The organism is Acinetobacter sp. ANC 4558, from assembly GCF_002135375.1.
In the GTDB taxonomy this organism is placed as follows: domain Bacteria; phylum Pseudomonadota; class Gammaproteobacteria; order Pseudomonadales; family Moraxellaceae; genus Acinetobacter.
The window spans coordinates 64,789-82,605 of sequence record NZ_NEGH01000012.1; the positions used below are offsets into that span (position 1 = coordinate 64,789).

Consider the following 17,817-nt stretch of genomic DNA (forward strand, 5'->3'; position numbering starts at 1 on the left):
TTAAGATCTTTTAATTCGGATTATAATGAAATTGGTTTAATTAAAGATATTGTTTGAATCTAATTTCATAAAATTAAATGGATTAAAAGAGTAGGTTATAGCATTATTTATTTAAAAAAATTTATGCTTTCATTTTTCTAAAACGTTTATATCCCCATAAATATTGTTCGGGGGAAAAATTAATCATTATTTCTAAATCATGATTTAAAGCAGTCACAGATGTTATTAAGTCTTTTGATAATATTTCATTTGATACTTGATAAAAATGAAGATCAAAACCATCTAAATCTTGATTACGAAGACAATACATTCCAATGACAGAGCATTGTGTTTTTGCTGCTAGTTTTGATAATAAGGTTGGGGAAAGTACATTTTTTCCATAGAATGGGGCATAAATTCCACCAGATTCCTTAGGAACATGATCGGGTAAAATCGCAGAAAATCCACCAGATTTCAGATGTCTAAATAAAGCTCTCACCCCAGTATCATCTGTTGGAACAAGCGTCGCATTTAAACGATTTCTTGATTCGAGCATGAATTTATCTAAGCCTTTATTTTTGCTTGGCTTATACATAATGACAGGATTTGTATATTGATTGACCCAAGCATTCATAATTTCCCAATTCCCAAAATGTGGAACAATGGCAAGTGTTCCATTTGGATTTTTTAGTGCATTAAAGAAAAGCTTAGACTGATGTACATGTTTAATTTGCTGAAGTGAAAAATCGATAGATGAACCCCAAACCTTAATAGATTCAGCATAGGTCATACATTGATGTTGTAAATTTAATTTGAGCAGGTGCTCATGTTCTTCATTGCTCAGTATTGGATAAGCGATTTTTAAATTTTCAGATGTGGTTTTTTTAGCAGATGAATTACTGGTATATAAGAATCTTCCAACAGCTTTTGCGGAAGATTGAATGAAAATTAAAGGAAGCTTTGAGAATAATTTTAGAAAATAATACATAAAATTTAATCGAATAATAAAATTATTCTCTATGTGGGTTCCCTTTTAAAACCATATAGATCAGCCCGACAAAAATCATAAAGGCGCCTGCAAGACTACTCACACAGAAGATCACTATACGATCATATGTAGTCAAATTAAATAGCTGGTTATCTAAAATATAACGCATGAACCCCCATTGAACGATAGCAAATACAATTAAAAGGATTGCACGACGACGTACTTCAGGACGCATGGCCATAAGAACACTCACAGCAAAGTAAAAAATATAGTTGTTATTATGCCATTGCTCAGTGGGATGTACAATCGAATAAAAAGCCCTGCAAAATGCAAGGCTTTTAAACGATAAATTTACGGATTACTCTTGAGATTCAGCTTTTGGCTTTTCACGAAGGCGAATACCTAAATCACGAAGTTGTGTGGGTTCAACTGGCGCAGGTGCTTGAGTTAATGGGCATTCAGCTGTTTTAGTTTTCGGGAATGCAATGACATCACGAATTGAAGATGAACCTGTCATTAACATCACCAGACGATCTAATCCAAATGCTAAACCACCATGAGGAGGGGCACCATATTTTAAAGCATTTAATAAGAAGCTAAATTTTTCCTCAGCTTCTTCTTCACCAATACCAAGTGCTTCAAAAATAGCTTTTTGCATTTCTAAGGTATAGATACGAAGTGAACCACCGCCAATTTCAGTTCCATTTAGAACCATATCATAAGCAACAGATAAAGCTTGCCCAGGATTACTCTTCACTTCCTCAACACTCGACTTTGGAAGGGTAAATGGATGGTGAACTGACGTCCATTTTCCATCGTCAGTTTCTTCAAACATTGGGAAATCGACAACCCAAAGTGGCGCCCACTCACAAGTTGATAAATTCATATCATGACCAATCTTGATACGTAATGCACCCATTGCATCATTTACAACTTTAGTTTTATCCGCACCAAAGAAAACGATATCGCCATTTTCAGCGCCAACACGCTTCAATAGGTCAAGTACAATCGGTTCAATGAACTTAACAATTGGGGATTGAAGTCCTTCAATTCCTTTTTCGAGTTCGTTGACTTTAATATATGCTAGACCTTTTGCACCATAGATACCCACAAATTTTGTGTATTCATCAATTGCACTACGCGGTAATGAGCCAGCACCCGGTACACGTAACGCAACAATACGTCCTTTAGGATCTTTAGCTGGGCCTGCAAAAACCTTAAATTCAACGTCTTGCATTAAATCTGCAACGTCAATAAGTTTCAGTGGAATACGTAAGTCAGGCTTATCAGAGGCATAATCACGTATTGCATCTGCATAGGTCATGCGTTGGAATTTGTCGAATTTTACATTAAGAAGTTCATCGAACATCTTAACCGTCATACCTTCCATCAAATCCATAATTTCATCATCATTTAAGAATGATGTTTCAATGTCGATTTGTGTGAATTCTGGTTGGCGATCGGCACGTAAGTCTTCGTCACGGAAACATTTTGCAATTTGGTAATAACGATCAACACCACCCACCATCAGTAATTGTTTAAACAATTGAGGTGATTGTGGAAGTGCATAGAAACTACCATTTGAAACACGACTTGGTACTAAATAATCACGCGCACCTTCAGGCGTTGCACGTGTTAAAATTGGTGTTTCAACATCTAAGAAACCATGATCATCTAAATAGTTACGAATTAAAGTTGTGACTTTAGAACGGAAACGTAAACGATCGATCATTTCAGGGCGACGAATGTCTAAGAAACGGTACTTTAAACGTACTTCTTCTGAAATATTGGTATTTTCGTCATTTAATGGAAATGGTGGCGTTTCTGAAGTTGCAAGGACTTCAATTTCTTTCGCTAAAACTTCAATTTGACCGCTGATCATATTGGCATTTTCAGTGCCTGCATAGCGACGGCGTACACGCCCTGTAATTTTTAATACAAATTCAGAACGAGATTTGTCTGCTGTTGCAAATGCTTCTGGAGTATCTGGATCGATAACTACTTGCACGAGACCATCGCGATCGCGCATATCTAAAAAAATAACACCACCATGGTCACGGCGACGATGCACCCAACCACATAAGGTAACAGTTTGATCAATTTGAGTTTCGGTTAAAGAACCACAGTAATGAGTTCGCATCATGGCGTAAAAAATCCAACTATATGGGGTATGGAAGCGAATGCGTAAACAGCGCACCGCTTAATAGTAAATATAGGATTATGCCTCTTTGAGAGTTTTGTCACAAGAACTAGATGAAAAAACTAAAATGAAATAAGAATAAAAGATAAAAAATATGAAATAACTTGATTGTTATACGGTTTAATCGAATGAAATGAACAAAAAAGAAATGATGATAAGCAATTTATTTTTAAGTTTAAGTATGTACATTTTAGCTTTTAATGAGCGTCCAAGTGAAATAAACAAGAACGTAAGTGTATTGATTAGGTTGAAACAGCCAAAGATTTATGATTTTAAAAACGCCATCATCAAACAGTCATAACCCTATGCGAAAGTATCAAAGTTGTATGCATAGATCATTCAAATCTGTTGAGTTTTGTAGAGAATTTGGAGATTTAGAAAAGTATTGCATTTAAAATGTAATGTTATATTATATCATTTATTGAAAATGGACCCTTTTGAGCGACTCAGATGTACTTCAACAAAAACTTAATCACGATGGCTATTTTTTCGATGGCATCGCAGGCAATACTCGCAAATGAATCTTCTCAAGTACAACAATTAGAAACGATTCAATTGCAAGCTCATCCGTTGGTACAGACGGCAGCAGATTTTTCTGTATCAGATCATGTTGTTGATCAAAGAACCTTATCGGAAGGTGCAACTACAATTGGGGATGCATTAGCAGGTGAGTTAGGGGTATATTCTAACCAGTTTGGTGCAGGATCTAGTCGCCCTGTGATTCGAGGGCAAGATGGGCCACGTGTCAAAGTATTGCAACATGCTTCTGAAACAGCCGATGTTTCTGCATTGTCTCCAGATCATGCAGTGACTGTAGATCCGATATTGGCGAAACAGGTAGAAATTATTCGTGGTCCATCGACATTACTGTATGCGGCAGGAACAGTCGGTGGTTTAGTCAATGTGACGGATAATAAAATTCCAACTGCAATACCCGAGAAAGGGTATGAGGGTAAGGTTGGCGTACGGTATAACACGGGAAGCGATGAAAAATTAGCAACTGGCGGGGCAACAGTGGCTTTAGGTCAGCAATTTGCCTTGCGAGTAGAAGGTTCAAAGCATGATGCAAATAACTATATTGTGCCATCTTATGCAAAAGAACATGATGGACATGTAGATTACGAAAGACGTGTTCCAGATACCTTTTCTAAAGGTGAAACATTTAGCATAGGTGGTTCATGGATTCATGACCGTGGTTTTGTTGGTATGGCCTATACCAATCGACATGATAAATATGGTTTACCAGGTCATAGCCATGAATATGAATCATGCCATCCACATGGGAATAGCCTTCATTGTGGAGGTCATGATGATCACGATCACGATCACGATCACGATCACGACCACGACCACGACCACGATCACGACCATGATCATGAGGCTGGTCCATGGGTAGATTTAAAATCTAAACGCTATGAAGTACGTACGGAATTACAAGACCCATTGGCGGGTTTTAGTAAGCTACGTGCCCATGCAAGTTATACCGATTATAAACATGATGAAATTGATGATGGTGTTGCTGCAACAACGTTCAAAAGTAAAGGTTATGACACGCGTTTAGAGTTGGTCCATCATGTACTTGCTGGATGGGAAGGTGTTGTTGGAACTCAGTATAATCAACAAAAATTAGATATTACTGGAACGGAATCCTTATTTAATCCAACCAATAGCAAAAAATGGAGTTTATTTGCTTTAGAGCATAAACAAATTGGTGATTTTCATGTTGAATTGAGTGCACGAGCGGATCAGCAAAAAATTAAGATTGATTCAAAACAAAAAGATAACAATGCACATGCTTTTTCAGGTTCAGGCGCTGTAAATTGGGAATTTGCACCGCATTATAAATTATCGTTGGTTGGTTCACATCAACAACGTTTACCACTTGCACAAGAGTTGTATGCAAATGGCGTGCATTTAGCGACCAATACTTATGAGCGTGGAAATCAAAATTTAGATGTAGAAAAGTCAAATAATTTAGAGCTTGGGTTTCATTATGAGCATGATAAATTAGATTACCATGTCCATCTGTACCATAACTGGTATGAAAACTATATTTATGCAGCAACGACAGCACAATTTGAAAATTTCCGTTTAGTTGATTATACCCAAGATAAAGCGAAATTTTATGGTGCTGAAGCACAAGCAGCGTATCAACTTACAGAGGATTATAAAGTCAGTATTTTTGGTGATATGGTTCGCGGTAAAATTGATGGAAGTAACGCGCCTCGAGTTCCTGCAGGTCGTTTAGGAACTAAAGTTGATGCAGATTTTGGTGATCAATGGTCAGGTTCAGCCGAGTATTATCATGCATTTAAGCAAGACAGAATTAGTACATTTGAACAAGATACGCCAAGTTACAATATGGTCAATCTAGGTTTAGCATATAAAGCGCAATATAATAAAACAACGGATTATCGTATTTATTTCAAAGCAAACAATCTGTTAGATCAAAAGGTCTATCAGCATGCTTCATTTTTAGCGACGATTCCTCAGGTTGGACGTAACTTTACGATGGGTGTTGAATTTAATTTCTAAACATGAAAAAAGTAATTTTTTAGCTAATTTATATAAAATAGCTTGAAAATTCAGAGAATAGAACCTAGCCTGAATAGATTGGGTTAGGTTTTTTCTTATGCGTATTTTTAAAAAAATTTATGAAAAATTAGGTTGGTCTCCCCGCCGTTATTTACTTATTTTTGTTGGAGTGGTTGCTGTTACATATGTTTCATCAGCGATCTACCACATTTATAAGCCTTTGCCAGAAGGTTTAAATTATACGGGAAAACTACGTCATGCTGATGTGCAGTTTTTATCGGATCAAACCTATATTGATGGGCAAGGTAAGCAGCAGCTAGATCAACATATATTTAAACAAATTTTAAAATTGATCGATGAAGCGCAAAGCACAATTGTACTTGATCTATTTTTATTTAATGCAGAAACAGGAAATTCAAAGCAATCTCATCAGCCTTTAACGCAAGAATTGGTGAAAGCGTTAATTGCAAAGAAAGTTCAAAATCCTCATCTTGAGATTCGATTCATTACCGATCCAATTAATTCTGTTTATGGCGGTATTGCACCTGAACAATATCGTAAATTACGTCTTGCTGGTATAGATGTGATTGAAACAGATTTAGTTCCATTACGTGCATCTAATCCAATTTGGTCAGGATTTTGGTATATCTGCTGTCAAAGTTTAGGAAATAATAGTGAAAAAGGTTGGTTACCTAATCCCGTTGGAGACGGAAAAGTCACGGTAAGAAGCTATTTAAATTTACTTAATTTTAAAGCGAATCATCGTAAAACAGTTGTAGTGGATACGGTAGATGGATGGAAGACATTAGTCTCTTCAATGAATCCTCATGATGGAAGCTCAAGACATTCTAATGCTGCGCTTTTTGTGAATGGAAATACAGCCGTTGATGTGCTTCGATCAGAGCAAGTAGTTGCTCAAATGTCGAAAGGTGATGTTTCTAATATTATTATTGCGGAATATGAAGCTGAAAAAACTTTGCCTCAAGTTCAGGTTTTAACTGAAAAAGCTATTTTCGATGCAGTACTGCATTTAATTGAGTCAGCAAAAGCAAAAGAGCATATTGATTTGGCAATGTTTTATTTATCTGAACGTCAAATTGTGAAAGGTTTAATTGCAGCAAAAGAGCGTGGTGTCGATGTTCGTGTTCTCTTAGATCCAAATAAAGAAGCGTTTGGTATAGAAAAAAATGGGATTCCTAATCGTGCTGTGGCGGCAGAGTTGCATCAGGCAGGTGTAAATGTACGTTGGTGTAATACTCAAGGTGAGCAATGTCATAGTAAAATGATTATTAAATATAATGCCAATCAAGCAGAATTAATTTTAGGTTCAGCAAATTTTACCACTCGAAATTTAAAAAATTATAATTTAGAAACTGATTTACGTGTGGTTGGTCAAGCGCAAGCTCCTGTATTTAAAGATGCTCAAGCATACTTTAATACAGCATGGTCTAATCTTAATGGTCGTAAAATGAGTGTTGACTATCAGCAATATGCAGATGAATCTAAACTTAAATATTGGACTTATCGTTTTATGGAATGGACGGGTTTATCAACCTTTTAATGGTTGATTGAGAAAAAAGCGCAATAAGCGCTTTTTCTTTTATGCCTAAGATTCAGGGTTTGGAGGAATAATTTGATCTAAATCTTGGTCAGTCATTGTGTTAAGTTCAGCAATTTCGGTTTTAATTTTCCATTTAGATTCATCTTCTATTGGCTGAGGTAGTCGAGCTTCAAGCCAGTCACAGACCACATCTGGTGTGAAATCAGCATGGTTACACTGAATGACCCATGATAAAAATGTTTTTGCATCACCATTCATATAGGGCGGAGGAGAAACAGGTAAAAATTGTGTAGGTAAACGTTCATTTTTAGAAATATAATTGAGCACATGACCGAACTCTTGTACTGTTTGCCAAGCAAGAGGGTGTTCAATATTAATTTGAAATTTAAACCACCAAGCATGTTGTCCATCTGTACCATAAGCGTCTATATAGTTCTTTTGAATACTGGGCACTTTAGAAAGAAAATTATATAAACGCTCAAAGCTAAGATCTGACACGGCATGGCATCCAATGATAAAGAAATCTAGTTTAACATATAGATTTAAAAGCCAAGAGCACTTATCTTTATTAGCTCAATAGAATGATAGAATAAAAGCAGTATTATTTTTAAACTGACCAATAGAATAAAAAGAGTCAATTCATGAAAAAATATATGATCTTTTTCCATTATCTTGTTTTCATCATGTTAACGATACATGATGTTTATGCAAAAGATTTAGCTTGGAGTAAGGGTATAGATTCTGGGCAGACTGTAGCCCTATACCCAATGGTGAGCCAAACAGGTCAAGTGATTCAACCTCTATTGCATCGAGCTTCTAAGCAACCTCCGACTCATGTATTACATTCACCGAGTCTTCATATTTATGTTCAAGCACCGAGATATATGACATCGACCCAAAATACGTATACTTGGGTCAATGGCGATCCTGCTACTGCTAAAATTGAAACATCATCTTATGACATAATTACACAATGGAAGGAGCTCGGATTACCAGCTCCACCAAAAGGCATGTTTTGGATCTTTGAAAACGGACGATATATGTTAGTTGCTAAACGCCAATGAACAATTTATGCCAGCTCATCATCTTCAGGGCGTGGTGTTTTACCATGTTCCAGTGGTTTATCTTGAGATTTTTCTCGGATTACAGAAGGGAAGTGCCAAGAGGCAAACCGAACCACTAAAATTGCACATGCTAAAATTAAAATAGATCCTGTAATAATGACTAAGCCCATTTCCGCTTTATGATTGTGTTGAATATCTGAAATAAGTAATCGAGTTAGTGCGGTAATTGCTATATAAATGAGAAATCGGACAGGCATGTGGTTGGTTTTAAAATAAATACCAACCATTGCGCCCAATTCTAAATAAATAAAAAGTAGTAAAATATCATCAATGGTGGCGGTTTGTTTGATGTAAATAATGTCAAAAATGGTATGTCCAGCAGACCAAATAATCATACAACCAATCACAAAGAGTGCCAAATAATGGAAACCTTCAACAGCAAGATTTCCCAAAGAATCCAGGGGCTTTTCCAATTTATTGAATCTTGAAGTATGATTTTTCATTGCTGTATTCTCGAATATTGCATGTTGTTATTAAATATGATGCAAATTTCATGCACGTTAAAATCATGCGATATAAAGAGAAGAAAAAGATATTTAGCGATTAGATATTTTTTATGCTAATTTGAAAGTGACGGATTAAACTTAAAATAGGAAAAATAAAAATGTTAGATAAAGTTCAGCAGCAAATTAATGCATTGCAAACTGGTAAGAAATTGATTTTAGGTGCTGGAATAGAAATTCATACCATGCAAAGTATTGTTGACCTATGTCAGCAGTTAGAATCAAACGGTGTAATTCGAATTATAAATAAGCATCAAGAAAGTAAAACGGGGCAGAAATTAATAGATTCATTGCTAATTGAAAAATCTTAAAAAAAATGCCTGATTATTCAGGCATTTTTTTTAGAAATTTGGTTAGTTTTGGCTGGTAAAGTATTCTTCAGAGAAACTCATAATTACATCGGAGCCTGCTTTAATTCTTGCAATACGCAGTGTATATTCAGGTAAGATTCGTTGTACAAAATAAATCGTTAGAGCAAGTTTATTTTGGTAAAACTCACCATCTTTATCTTTTGCAGCATTGGCAATACGCGCAAACATATAGGCAAAACTTAATAAACCCACTGCATGTAAGTAATCAACCGCGGCCGAATTAGAAAATTCAGGATTTTCTTTTGCGGCTTCTAGAATATATTGAGTAACCGATTCGATTTCTGTGGCTGCATCTAGTGTTGCATCTTTAATAAAGTTTAGGTTAGCATCTAAATTATTAGCAAAATCACGGATTTCAGTAATATATTCGGCAATGAATTCACCATTACATTTAATGGTTTTTCGACCAATTAAATCTTGAGATTGAACGCCATTGGTTCCTTCATAAATTTGAGCAATACGTAAATCACGAATGCATTGCTCCATTCCCCATTCACGAATATAACCATGTCCACCAAAGCACATTTGTGCATCTAGAGTCGCTTGGAAGGCGGTATCTGTTAAAAATGCTTTTGCAATTGGCGTAAGTAGTGCAACACGATTATTTGCAGACTCAATGGCTTCAGAATCTGTAGAGAATTTTGTAATGTCTAATTGTTGACCGACATAGACAGCAAAAGCACGTGATGCTTCATTATTCGCACGAACATTGAGGAGCATACGTCGTACATCACCATGAACTAAAATGCTGTCTGCAACTTGATTTGGCGATTTTACGCCAGAAGCACTACGTCCTTGAATTCGATCAGTTGCATACTGCGCTGCATTTTGATATGCAAATTCCGCTGCGCCAATACCTTGAATTCCCATTGATAAACGTTCGTAGTTCATCATGACAAACATTGCCGCTAAGCCTTCATTCTCTTTACCAACCAGGTAGCCTGTTGCGCCATCGAAATTCATTACACATGTTGCAGATGCTTTAATTCCCATCTTATGCTCAATAGAGCCAGGACCAACAAGATTTCGTTCGCCTAATGAACCATCAGCATTTACTAAATACTTTGGAACAATAAATAATGAAATACCGCGAGAACCCGCAGGGGCATTTGGGGTTTTAGCAAGTACTAAATGAATAATATTTTCAGTTAGATCATGATCGCCCCCCGTAATGAAGATTTTGGTTCCTGTAATTTTATAATTTCCATCGGCAGTTGGCTCTGCCTTAGTTTTAATAATACCTAAATCAGTTCCTGCATGTGGCTCTGTTAAACACATGGTTCCAGACCATTCACCCGTATAAATTTTAGGTAAGTAAGTCTCTTTTTGTTCCTGAGATGCATAGCTATTTAAAGCCATACCCGCACCCACAGAGAGGAGTGGATAAAGCATAAAAGACGGGTTAGTTGCAAAGAGCATTTCATCTGACAAAACTGTCAGCATTTTAGGCATTTCTTGCCCGCCCCATTCAGCATCTGCACTGAGTCCAATCCAGCCGCTTTCACCATATTGTTTAAATGCTTCTTTAAAACCAGATGGAGTTGTAACATGTCCTTGATGATACTTTGCTTCTTCTTCATCGCCAGTTCGATTTAAAGGAAGAGTTACATTTTGAGAAAATTTCGCCATTTCTTCTAAAATAGCTTCGGCTGTTGATGCATCTAAATGTGCTAAATTTTCATTGTTTTGCCAGAATTTCTCTGCTTGAAATACATCATTGAGAATGAATTTCATATCTGCTAAAGGCGCATTGTAGATTGGCATGTGCAGTCACCTGTTTATTTTTGGTTTCATTGGTATTTAATCAGTCTAATGGAAAAATAATGAAAATGTTAGACGACTAAATGTTGAATTTTATAAGTCTTGTATAAAAAAAAGGACAGTCAATTGATAGACAGTCCTTTTTTCTTCATGTGACTAAAATGGACTTATTTAGAATACAAAATGTTCTGCATCTAAAGTCATTAATGGTTCTACACCTGTTGCAATGAGATCGACATGTGAACGAACACGAGGCAGAATCTTTTTGAAGTAGAAACGAGCTGTGGTAATTTTGGCATTATAGAAATCGACTTCTGTTGTGCCTGCAGCGAGTTGTTGTTGTGCAACAAGTGCCATACGCGCCCATAAATAAGCTAAGGTGATGTATCCAGAGAAATAAAGATAATCAACAGCAGCAGCACCCACTTCTTCTGGATTTTTCATGGCACGAACACCAATTTGCATGGTTAAATCGCCCCATTCTTTATTTAAAGCTGCAAGTGGTTCGATAAACTCTTTTAAGTCGGCATTGTCTTTATTTGCTTCAGTAAATTTATAAATAATTTTAGTGAAGTCTTTTAACATAGCACCTTGTGTGCCGAGAACTTTACGACCGAGTAAATCGAGTGCTTGAATTTCAGTGGTACCTTCGTATAAACATGAAATACGTGTATCACGAACAATTTGTTCCATCCCATGTTCTGAGATGAAACCATGTCCACCAAAAACTTGCACACCATGTTTTGCAGACTCAGAACCTGTTTCAGTTAAGAATGCTTTAGCAATTGGAGTTAACAGTGAAAGCATATTGTCAGCAGATTTACGTTCATCTTCAGTTGCCGCATTTTCAACAATATCCGCATAAAGTGTCAGCAAGTAAACTAATGCACGACCACCTTCTGCAAATGCTTTTTGTGTTAACAACATATTGCGAACAGCAGGGTGTACAATAATTGGATCGGCTTCTTTTTCAGGTGCTTTTGGTCCAGAAAGTGAACGCATTGCTAAACGGTCTTTTGCATATGCTAAGGCACCTTGAAAAGCAGCTTCAGATGCTGATAAACCCTGAACAGCAGTGCCTATACGCGCCGTATTCATAAATGTAAACATACAGTTTAGACCACGATTTTCAGGACCAATTAAGTAGCCTGTTGCGCGGTCAAAGTTGATTACGCATGTTGCATTTCCATGAATGCCCATCTTGTGTTCAATCGAACCGCAACGTACTGCATTACGTTCACCAATAGAACCATCCGCATTAATTTTAAATTTAGGAACAATGAATAAGGAAATTCCTTTTGTTCCTTTTGGTGCGCCAGGTAGACGTGCAAGAACAATATGAATAATATTGTCAGCCATATCATGCTCACCAGCAGAAATAAAAATTTTCTCGCCAGAAATTGCATAACTTCCATCCGCATTAGGTTCAGCTTTGGTACGAATGATGCCCAAGTCAGAGCCTGCTTGAGATTCTGTTAAGCACATTGTTCCTGTCCATTCCCCCGAAATAAGTTTAGGAAGATAGGCATCTTTTTGCGCTGTAGAGCCGTGATATTCTAATGTACGTACAGCACCGTGAGACAAACCAGGGTACATTCCCCATGCCCAGTTTGCTGTTCCAACCATTTCAGAAATAACTGTACCTAAAGAATTTGGTAATGCTTGACCACCATATTCCTCAGCAGCTGAAAGCGATGGGAAGCCAAGTTCGATGTATTTTTGATAGGCTTCTTTAAAACCTGTTGGTGTTGTCACAACACCATCATTCCAAGTACAACCTTCGCGGTCACCTACTTGATTAAGAGGAGAAAGTTCCTTTTCACAGAAGTCTGCCGCAGCTTCTAGATATTGATCAATCAATTCACGACTTACGGTTTCTTGAAATGCAGGTAACTTCCCATAATGTTCTTCAACATTTAAAAGTTCATGCAAAACAAATTGCATATCACGTAAGGGCGCTTTGTATTGTGGCATATCGGTTTCCTCAATACTGGTTTAACCAGCGTTATAATCATGAATAAATTTTTTCTACGTGCCTTCTCTAGCACGGTTTACATGTTCTTAATCGTGCAACATCTTATGTTAAGGTACAAGTATTTTTAGGGTGTATCTTAGTGACTGTAAAGTCAAAAAAAAATAACTTGAAATATGTAACTATATAAAGTGTATATAATTTTAGCTTTTATTGTGTGATATAAATTGTCAAAAAACGTAAAGATAAGTTGAGTAATAAAAAAGCGCGAAAAGCGCTTTTTTATATGATGAAAGTAATTAAATTAATTTTTAAGACTTTTGTATTGGCATCATGGGTTGATTGGGAATAAAACGGACATTACATTGTCCATTAATTACTTGTTCTCCGAGTTTAATTTGAATCGCAGTTCCCACATTTCTTCCTTGGCAAGCTTGAGAAACGGCTTTTTGCTGTGCCTGTCTTTGCGCTAAATGTTGATCAAATTGTTGGGTTAATTCAGCACGTCGAGCATCTGTGAGCGGTTCATTATGATGCATTCTCATCCCTGAGTTTTTCATCTTGTTGTATATTGATGAATGCTCATCTTGCATAGGTCGATTTTTACCGCGCATTTGTTTATATTCTTTATCATTTGGTTGAAAAACTAATGTGCATGTTCCATCAATTTGTTGATCTTTCATTTTAATTTGTGCAGTTGAGCCTGCAAGTTTACCTTCACAAATATTTTTTCTTTGTCGCATTTCATTTCGTTGTTCAGCATGCATTGTCTTCATCTCTCGACGATGATCTGAAGATGTATCACGATTATGCGATGAGTTATGCATTTTTTTTGAGTCATTTAAATCTTTGGTATTTGGAGTGGACTGACAGGCTGTTAATGCCCCAATTGCCAATAAGCCTGTTATAGCCATAGAAACTTTGGTCATATTCATTATATCAATCCTTAAAAATTCAGTTATTCTTCAATGGTTAAAGAATAAGTAATAATGATGAAGAAACAATGAAGAGTTTTTTTAGGCTACGTTCGTTACAATGACAAATATAGAGAAAAATAGAGAGTTCATTTGAAAGTTTTTCGAATACCCATTGCTTTACGCTTATTTTTGACAGTGCTTCTGACAACTGTACTTCTTACTACTGTCAGTTTAGGGGTATTACATTGGGCAATGCAAAAAAACTTTGCGAAGTACGTTGCAGATGTTGAAATGCAAAAACTTGATCATCTGATGGCAAATTTAGCTGAAGTTTATGCGGTGCATCATGATTGGGGAAATGCAATTCAAGCACAGATTTTACAAATTGAAGGAAATGCTGGCCCTGATGATTATGATCGTCTTTCTCGTTGGTGGTTAAGACGTCAGTATGATATTGCCTTGCAACAGCGATATTTTGAAGAACATACTTTAATGAACTCAGATAACTTAACAAAAACACAAGAAAAGCAGGGACTAACTGAAGAAGAATTAGAATTGATACGAATGAATTTACCTTCAGAATTTCAACCTTTCGAAGGTTTGGTTTTCCCATTGAATTCTAGTCAAAATTTATTTAGAAATGATAAAAGTACGAATGATACTTTAGCGAATGGGAAGAAAAAGAAGCAATATATTGCAATTCCTGACCGTTTGGGTTTAAGTTCGAGATTATCTTTATATGATTTAAATCATCAATTTATTGTAGGTGAACCTGCACTTGATCAGATGTCATATCGGCCGATTGTTGTAGATGGAAAAATTGCAGGATATTTAGGTTTAAAACCTGTTCTAGATCAAGATGATGCATCGAGTATTAATTTCTTTAGTAATCAAAAGCGCTATCTCTTTTTGGTTTATGCTGTGACTTTTTTGGTCAGTTTGATTGCGGCATCACTCTTGGCGACATATTTTAAGATTCCAATTCAGCGTCTATTAAATGGTACTCGAGAATTAACAAAAGGAAATTATTTACATCAGGTTAAAATTAATCGTAATGATGAACTTGGTGATTTGTCGAATGAGCTGAACCAATTGGCAATTATTCTAGATCATCATGAAACATCTCGTCGTCAATGGGTTGCAGATACTTCACATGAATTAAAAACCCCTTTGGCTGTTTTACAAGCACAGATTGAGGCGATGCAAGATGGTATTCGTAAACCAAGCACTGAACATTTTGCCTCAATGTTGCGCCAAGTCACTAGCTTAAAAAAGTTAACTCAAGACTTAGCTGATCTGGCACAAGCTGAAGCTATGCAGTTGAAATGTTATTTTTCTGAAGTTAATCCTTGGACGGTGATTCAACAGGAAATTGAAAACTTTAGACCTAAATTTGAACAAGCAAATTTAACGATCAGTGCGGAAGGGGAAAATAGCCTATTAAAAATTGATATTGATCGATTTAAACAAATTATCGTGAATTTAATTGGAAATAGTATTCGGTATACCGAAGCAGGTGGTCAAGTTCATATTCATACAGAGCAATCTGCAACCCATTGGACAGTCTATGTAGATGACAGTCCATTAGGATTAACGGATGAACAATTAGCCAATCTTGGTCAGCGGTTTTATCGTGTGGATGACTCGAGAACCCGTTCGACTGGAGGGACAGGTTTAGGTCTCGCATTGTCTGCCAAAATTACTGAAGCATTAGGCGGGCAACTGAGCTTTGATCATTCACCGCTTGGTGGCTTACGTTGTAAGTTAACTTTTCCAAAAGATATTAAACAATAAAGGAAGATAGATATGAAACATGTGATGTTAGTGGAAGATGAAGTTGAATTAGCACAGCTTGTTCGAGATTATCTAGAAGCTGCTGGTTTTGAAGTAAGTATGTTTCACGATGGTCAAGAGGCATATCATAGTTTTATGCAACGTAAACCTAGTCTTATGATTTTAGATTTGATGGTTCCTCGTATGGATGGTTTGACCATTTGTCGTAAAGTACGTGAACAATCTGATCTTCCAATCATTATGGTGACGGCAAGAACCGAAGAAATTGATCGTGTTCTTGGACTGAATATGGGAGCAGATGATTATGTCTGTAAACCATTTAGTCCAAAAGAATTGGTTGCGCGTGTTCAAGCAGTATTACGTCGCTTAGAGAGAAAAGCAGAGCCAGAAACGAATGATTTATTCAGAATGGATAAAGCGCAACAACGAATTTGGTATCAACATAAAGCGCTCAATTTAACACCAACTGAATTTCGCTTATTAGAATTATTTTTAGAGCATGTTGGGCAGGTTTATTCACGTGCGCAATTGTTAGATCATATCAATCCAGATAGTTTTGATGTTGCTGATCGCGTCATTGATAGCCATATTAAAAATTTACGTCGTAAAATTTCAGATGCAGCAGAAACTGGAAATCGCCATGAGTGGATTCAAGCTGTTTATGGCGTTGGCTATCGCTTTGAATATCCAGATGATTAAGTATTAATTTTAATTCATTAATGTTTATTTTTTAAAGATCAATTTTATTGGTCTTTTATTTATTTTGTAACCGAAATCAATCAGGCTAATTCATTTTGGATCATTAAAAATGCAATCAATTATAATTAGAAAAGCCACATTACAAGATATTCCAGAGATTGTGATTTTGGTCAATCTTTCTTATAGATCTCAGGAGTTTAGAGGGTGGACAACAGAAGCTGATATCATTGCTGGAGAGCGAATTCAGCATGATCAAGTCAAAAAAATAATTATGGATAATTGTTCAAATTTATTTTTAGCTTATACAGAGCATCACTTAATCGGCTGTGTACATTTACAAATTGAGGATACATATGGATATATTGGTTTATTAACGACCCATCCAAAAATTCAAAACCAAGGGCTTGGCAAAAAATTATTGCACTATGCTGAGTGTTATGCGCTAGAACATGATCAAATCAGAGTTTTTAAGCTCTCTGTATTGTCAACAAGAGTAGAACTTATCGCCTTTTATGAGCGAAGAAATTATATTTTTACAGGACATATAGAAGATTATCCGCTGAACGCACAGGTGGGCATTCCTTTAAATGTAAAAATTCAAGTATTTCATTTAAAAAAAATAGTCTAGATCTAATCAGATACGAAACCTCTCATTTTTATCAACCCAAAGTCACATAATATTTATTGTATATTCTTAGAATACTTATTCTGTTTTCGAATGATTTGATGTGTTTTATAAGTTGGGGAAATTCATACTTATATTGAAGTCTATATTGAGCAACAACAATACTGATATGAAAAATTAAAGAGAATATTAGGGTGCTATTCAAGATGAATAAATTAACGATTTCATGTTGTTTTATTATGCTGATGCTTTCTGCATGTACTGAAAAAGTTGCAGATATCACTAAAAATACAGATCAAAGCCAAGTAGGCGTTATGACATCACCTGCGGGCAACTGGGAAGCAAAAGAGCAAGAATTATCATCACAAAATAAACTAGATGTTCAGTCTGATTTATCCGAGTTGAATCTTATTATCAATGGAATGAATACACATGCGATTGCCTTGAGAGAGGAAATTGTTAATGCAGCAAATGACTCTGTGAAAATCAAAGAAATTTTAGTGCGAAATGACAATGTTCAGCAAGAAGGTCTTCAACATTTAAAGGGGTTATCTTTGAAAAGTGCTGAGGTTCAGCGTATACGTCTTTTATTGATTGAAAATTTACTCATCATTCAACAGATGTATAAACTATCTGAGCAGCCTGACTTTGATTTGTCTAGACCGAATAATGAATTAAAAAAATTATCTTTACGCTCACAAGATTTACAACAAAGTATTGGTAACCAACTTGATCATTTAAATAGTGAATTTAAGTAATTAAGGTATTTTTCATTTCTTAAAATTAAA

16 protein-coding genes are annotated in these 17,817 nt (G+C 36.0%); 8 read left to right on the forward strand and 8 right to left on the reverse strand.

Going from position 1 to position 17,817, the window contains the following annotated elements; all coding sequences use genetic code 11:
* Positions 1-121 precede the first annotated feature (121 nt).
* The 3 genes from B9T31_RS14100 to aspS form a co-directional block, all read right to left on the reverse strand.
* Positions 122-967, reverse strand: coding sequence for a lysophospholipid acyltransferase family protein (locus tag B9T31_RS14100; RefSeq protein WP_086182583.1), 846 nt, complete (start codon positions 965-967; stop codon positions 122-124).
* Positions 968-989: 22 nt separating this feature from the next.
* The gene (locus tag B9T31_RS14105; protein WP_086182584.1) at positions 990-1,208 is read right to left on the reverse strand and encodes a hypothetical protein; all 219 of its coding nucleotides are present in this window, start codon (positions 1,206-1,208) and stop codon (positions 990-992) included.
* Between the two features lie 117 nt (positions 1,209-1,325).
* The gene (gene aspS, locus B9T31_RS14110; protein WP_086182585.1) at positions 1,326-3,110 is read right to left on the reverse strand and encodes an aspartate--tRNA ligase; all 1,785 of its coding nucleotides are present in this window, start codon (positions 3,108-3,110) and stop codon (positions 1,326-1,328) included.
* 507 nt (positions 3,111-3,617) lie between these two features.
* On the opposite strand from aspS, the gene znuD reads away from it, so the two are divergent.
* Both znuD and B9T31_RS14120 read left to right on the forward strand, forming a co-directional pair.
* Complete coding sequence (gene znuD / locus B9T31_RS14115) at positions 3,618-5,702, forward strand: zinc piracy TonB-dependent receptor ZnuD (RefSeq protein ID WP_086182586.1); 2,085 nt, start codon at positions 3,618-3,620, stop codon at positions 5,700-5,702.
* Between the two features lie 97 nt (positions 5,703-5,799).
* Positions 5,800-7,263 carry a phospholipase D family protein gene (locus B9T31_RS14120; RefSeq protein ID WP_086182587.1) on the forward strand — a complete coding sequence of 488 codons (1,464 nt, stop codon included), beginning with the start codon at positions 5,800-5,802 and terminating at the stop codon, positions 7,261-7,263.
* Between the two features lie 45 nt (positions 7,264-7,308).
* Here the strand turns inward: B9T31_RS14120 and B9T31_RS14125 are convergent, their stop codons facing one another.
* Positions 7,309-7,761 (reverse strand): hypothetical protein, encoded by a 453-nt coding sequence (locus B9T31_RS14125; RefSeq protein ID WP_086182588.1) that lies wholly within the window; start codon positions 7,759-7,761, stop codon positions 7,309-7,311.
* Positions 7,762-7,946: 185 nt separating this feature from the next.
* Here B9T31_RS14125 and B9T31_RS14130 point away from each other — a divergent pair, with 185 nt between their 5' ends.
* On the forward strand, positions 7,947-8,327 hold the full coding sequence (locus B9T31_RS14130; RefSeq protein WP_228146051.1) for an RcnB family protein: 381 nt from the start codon (positions 7,947-7,949) through the stop codon (positions 8,325-8,327).
* A 5-nt stretch (positions 8,328-8,332) separates the two neighbouring features.
* On the opposite strand, the gene B9T31_RS14135 is transcribed toward B9T31_RS14130, so the two are convergent.
* Positions 8,333-8,830, reverse strand: coding sequence for a phosphate-starvation-inducible protein PsiE (locus tag B9T31_RS14135; protein WP_086182590.1), 498 nt, complete (start codon positions 8,828-8,830; stop codon positions 8,333-8,335).
* A gap of 161 nt (positions 8,831-8,991) precedes the next feature.
* Between B9T31_RS14135 and B9T31_RS14140 the strand changes: the two genes are divergently transcribed.
* Entirely contained in the window at positions 8,992-9,201 is a 210-nt protein-coding gene (locus B9T31_RS14140; RefSeq protein ID WP_086182591.1) for a hypothetical protein, read from the forward strand.
* 42 nt (positions 9,202-9,243) lie between these two features.
* Here B9T31_RS14140 and B9T31_RS14145 read toward each other — a convergent pair whose 3' ends face one another.
* From B9T31_RS14145 to B9T31_RS14155, 3 genes are all read right to left on the reverse strand, one after another.
* Positions 9,244-11,025, reverse strand: a complete 1,782-nt coding sequence (locus B9T31_RS14145; protein WP_086182592.1) for an acyl-CoA dehydrogenase C-terminal domain-containing protein — start codon at positions 11,023-11,025, stop codon at positions 9,244-9,246.
* A 168-nt stretch (positions 11,026-11,193) separates the two neighbouring features.
* Entirely contained in the window at positions 11,194-12,996 is a 1,803-nt protein-coding gene (locus tag B9T31_RS14150) for an acyl-CoA dehydrogenase C-terminal domain-containing protein (protein WP_086182593.1), read from the reverse strand.
* A 309-nt stretch (positions 12,997-13,305) separates the two neighbouring features.
* The gene (locus tag B9T31_RS14155) at positions 13,306-13,929 is read right to left on the reverse strand and encodes a hypothetical protein (RefSeq protein WP_086182594.1); all 624 of its coding nucleotides are present in this window, start codon (positions 13,927-13,929) and stop codon (positions 13,306-13,308) included.
* A 132-nt stretch (positions 13,930-14,061) separates the two neighbouring features.
* Here B9T31_RS14155 and baeS point away from each other — a divergent pair, with 132 nt between their 5' ends.
* From baeS to B9T31_RS14175, 4 genes are all read left to right on the forward strand, one after another.
* The gene (gene baeS, locus B9T31_RS14160) at positions 14,062-15,705 is read left to right on the forward strand and encodes a sensor histidine kinase efflux regulator BaeS (protein WP_086182595.1); all 1,644 of its coding nucleotides are present in this window, start codon (positions 14,062-14,064) and stop codon (positions 15,703-15,705) included.
* A gap of 12 nt (positions 15,706-15,717) precedes the next feature.
* Complete coding sequence (locus tag B9T31_RS14165) at positions 15,718-16,404, forward strand: response regulator (protein ID WP_086182596.1); 687 nt, start codon at positions 15,718-15,720, stop codon at positions 16,402-16,404.
* Positions 16,405-16,513: 109 nt separating this feature from the next.
* Complete coding sequence (locus B9T31_RS14170; protein WP_228146052.1) at positions 16,514-17,032, forward strand: GNAT family N-acetyltransferase; 519 nt, start codon at positions 16,514-16,516, stop codon at positions 17,030-17,032.
* A gap of 203 nt (positions 17,033-17,235) precedes the next feature.
* Positions 17,236-17,787, forward strand: coding sequence for a hypothetical protein (locus B9T31_RS14175; RefSeq protein WP_086182597.1), 552 nt, complete (start codon positions 17,236-17,238; stop codon positions 17,785-17,787).
* Positions 17,788-17,817: the final 30 nt, after the last annotated feature.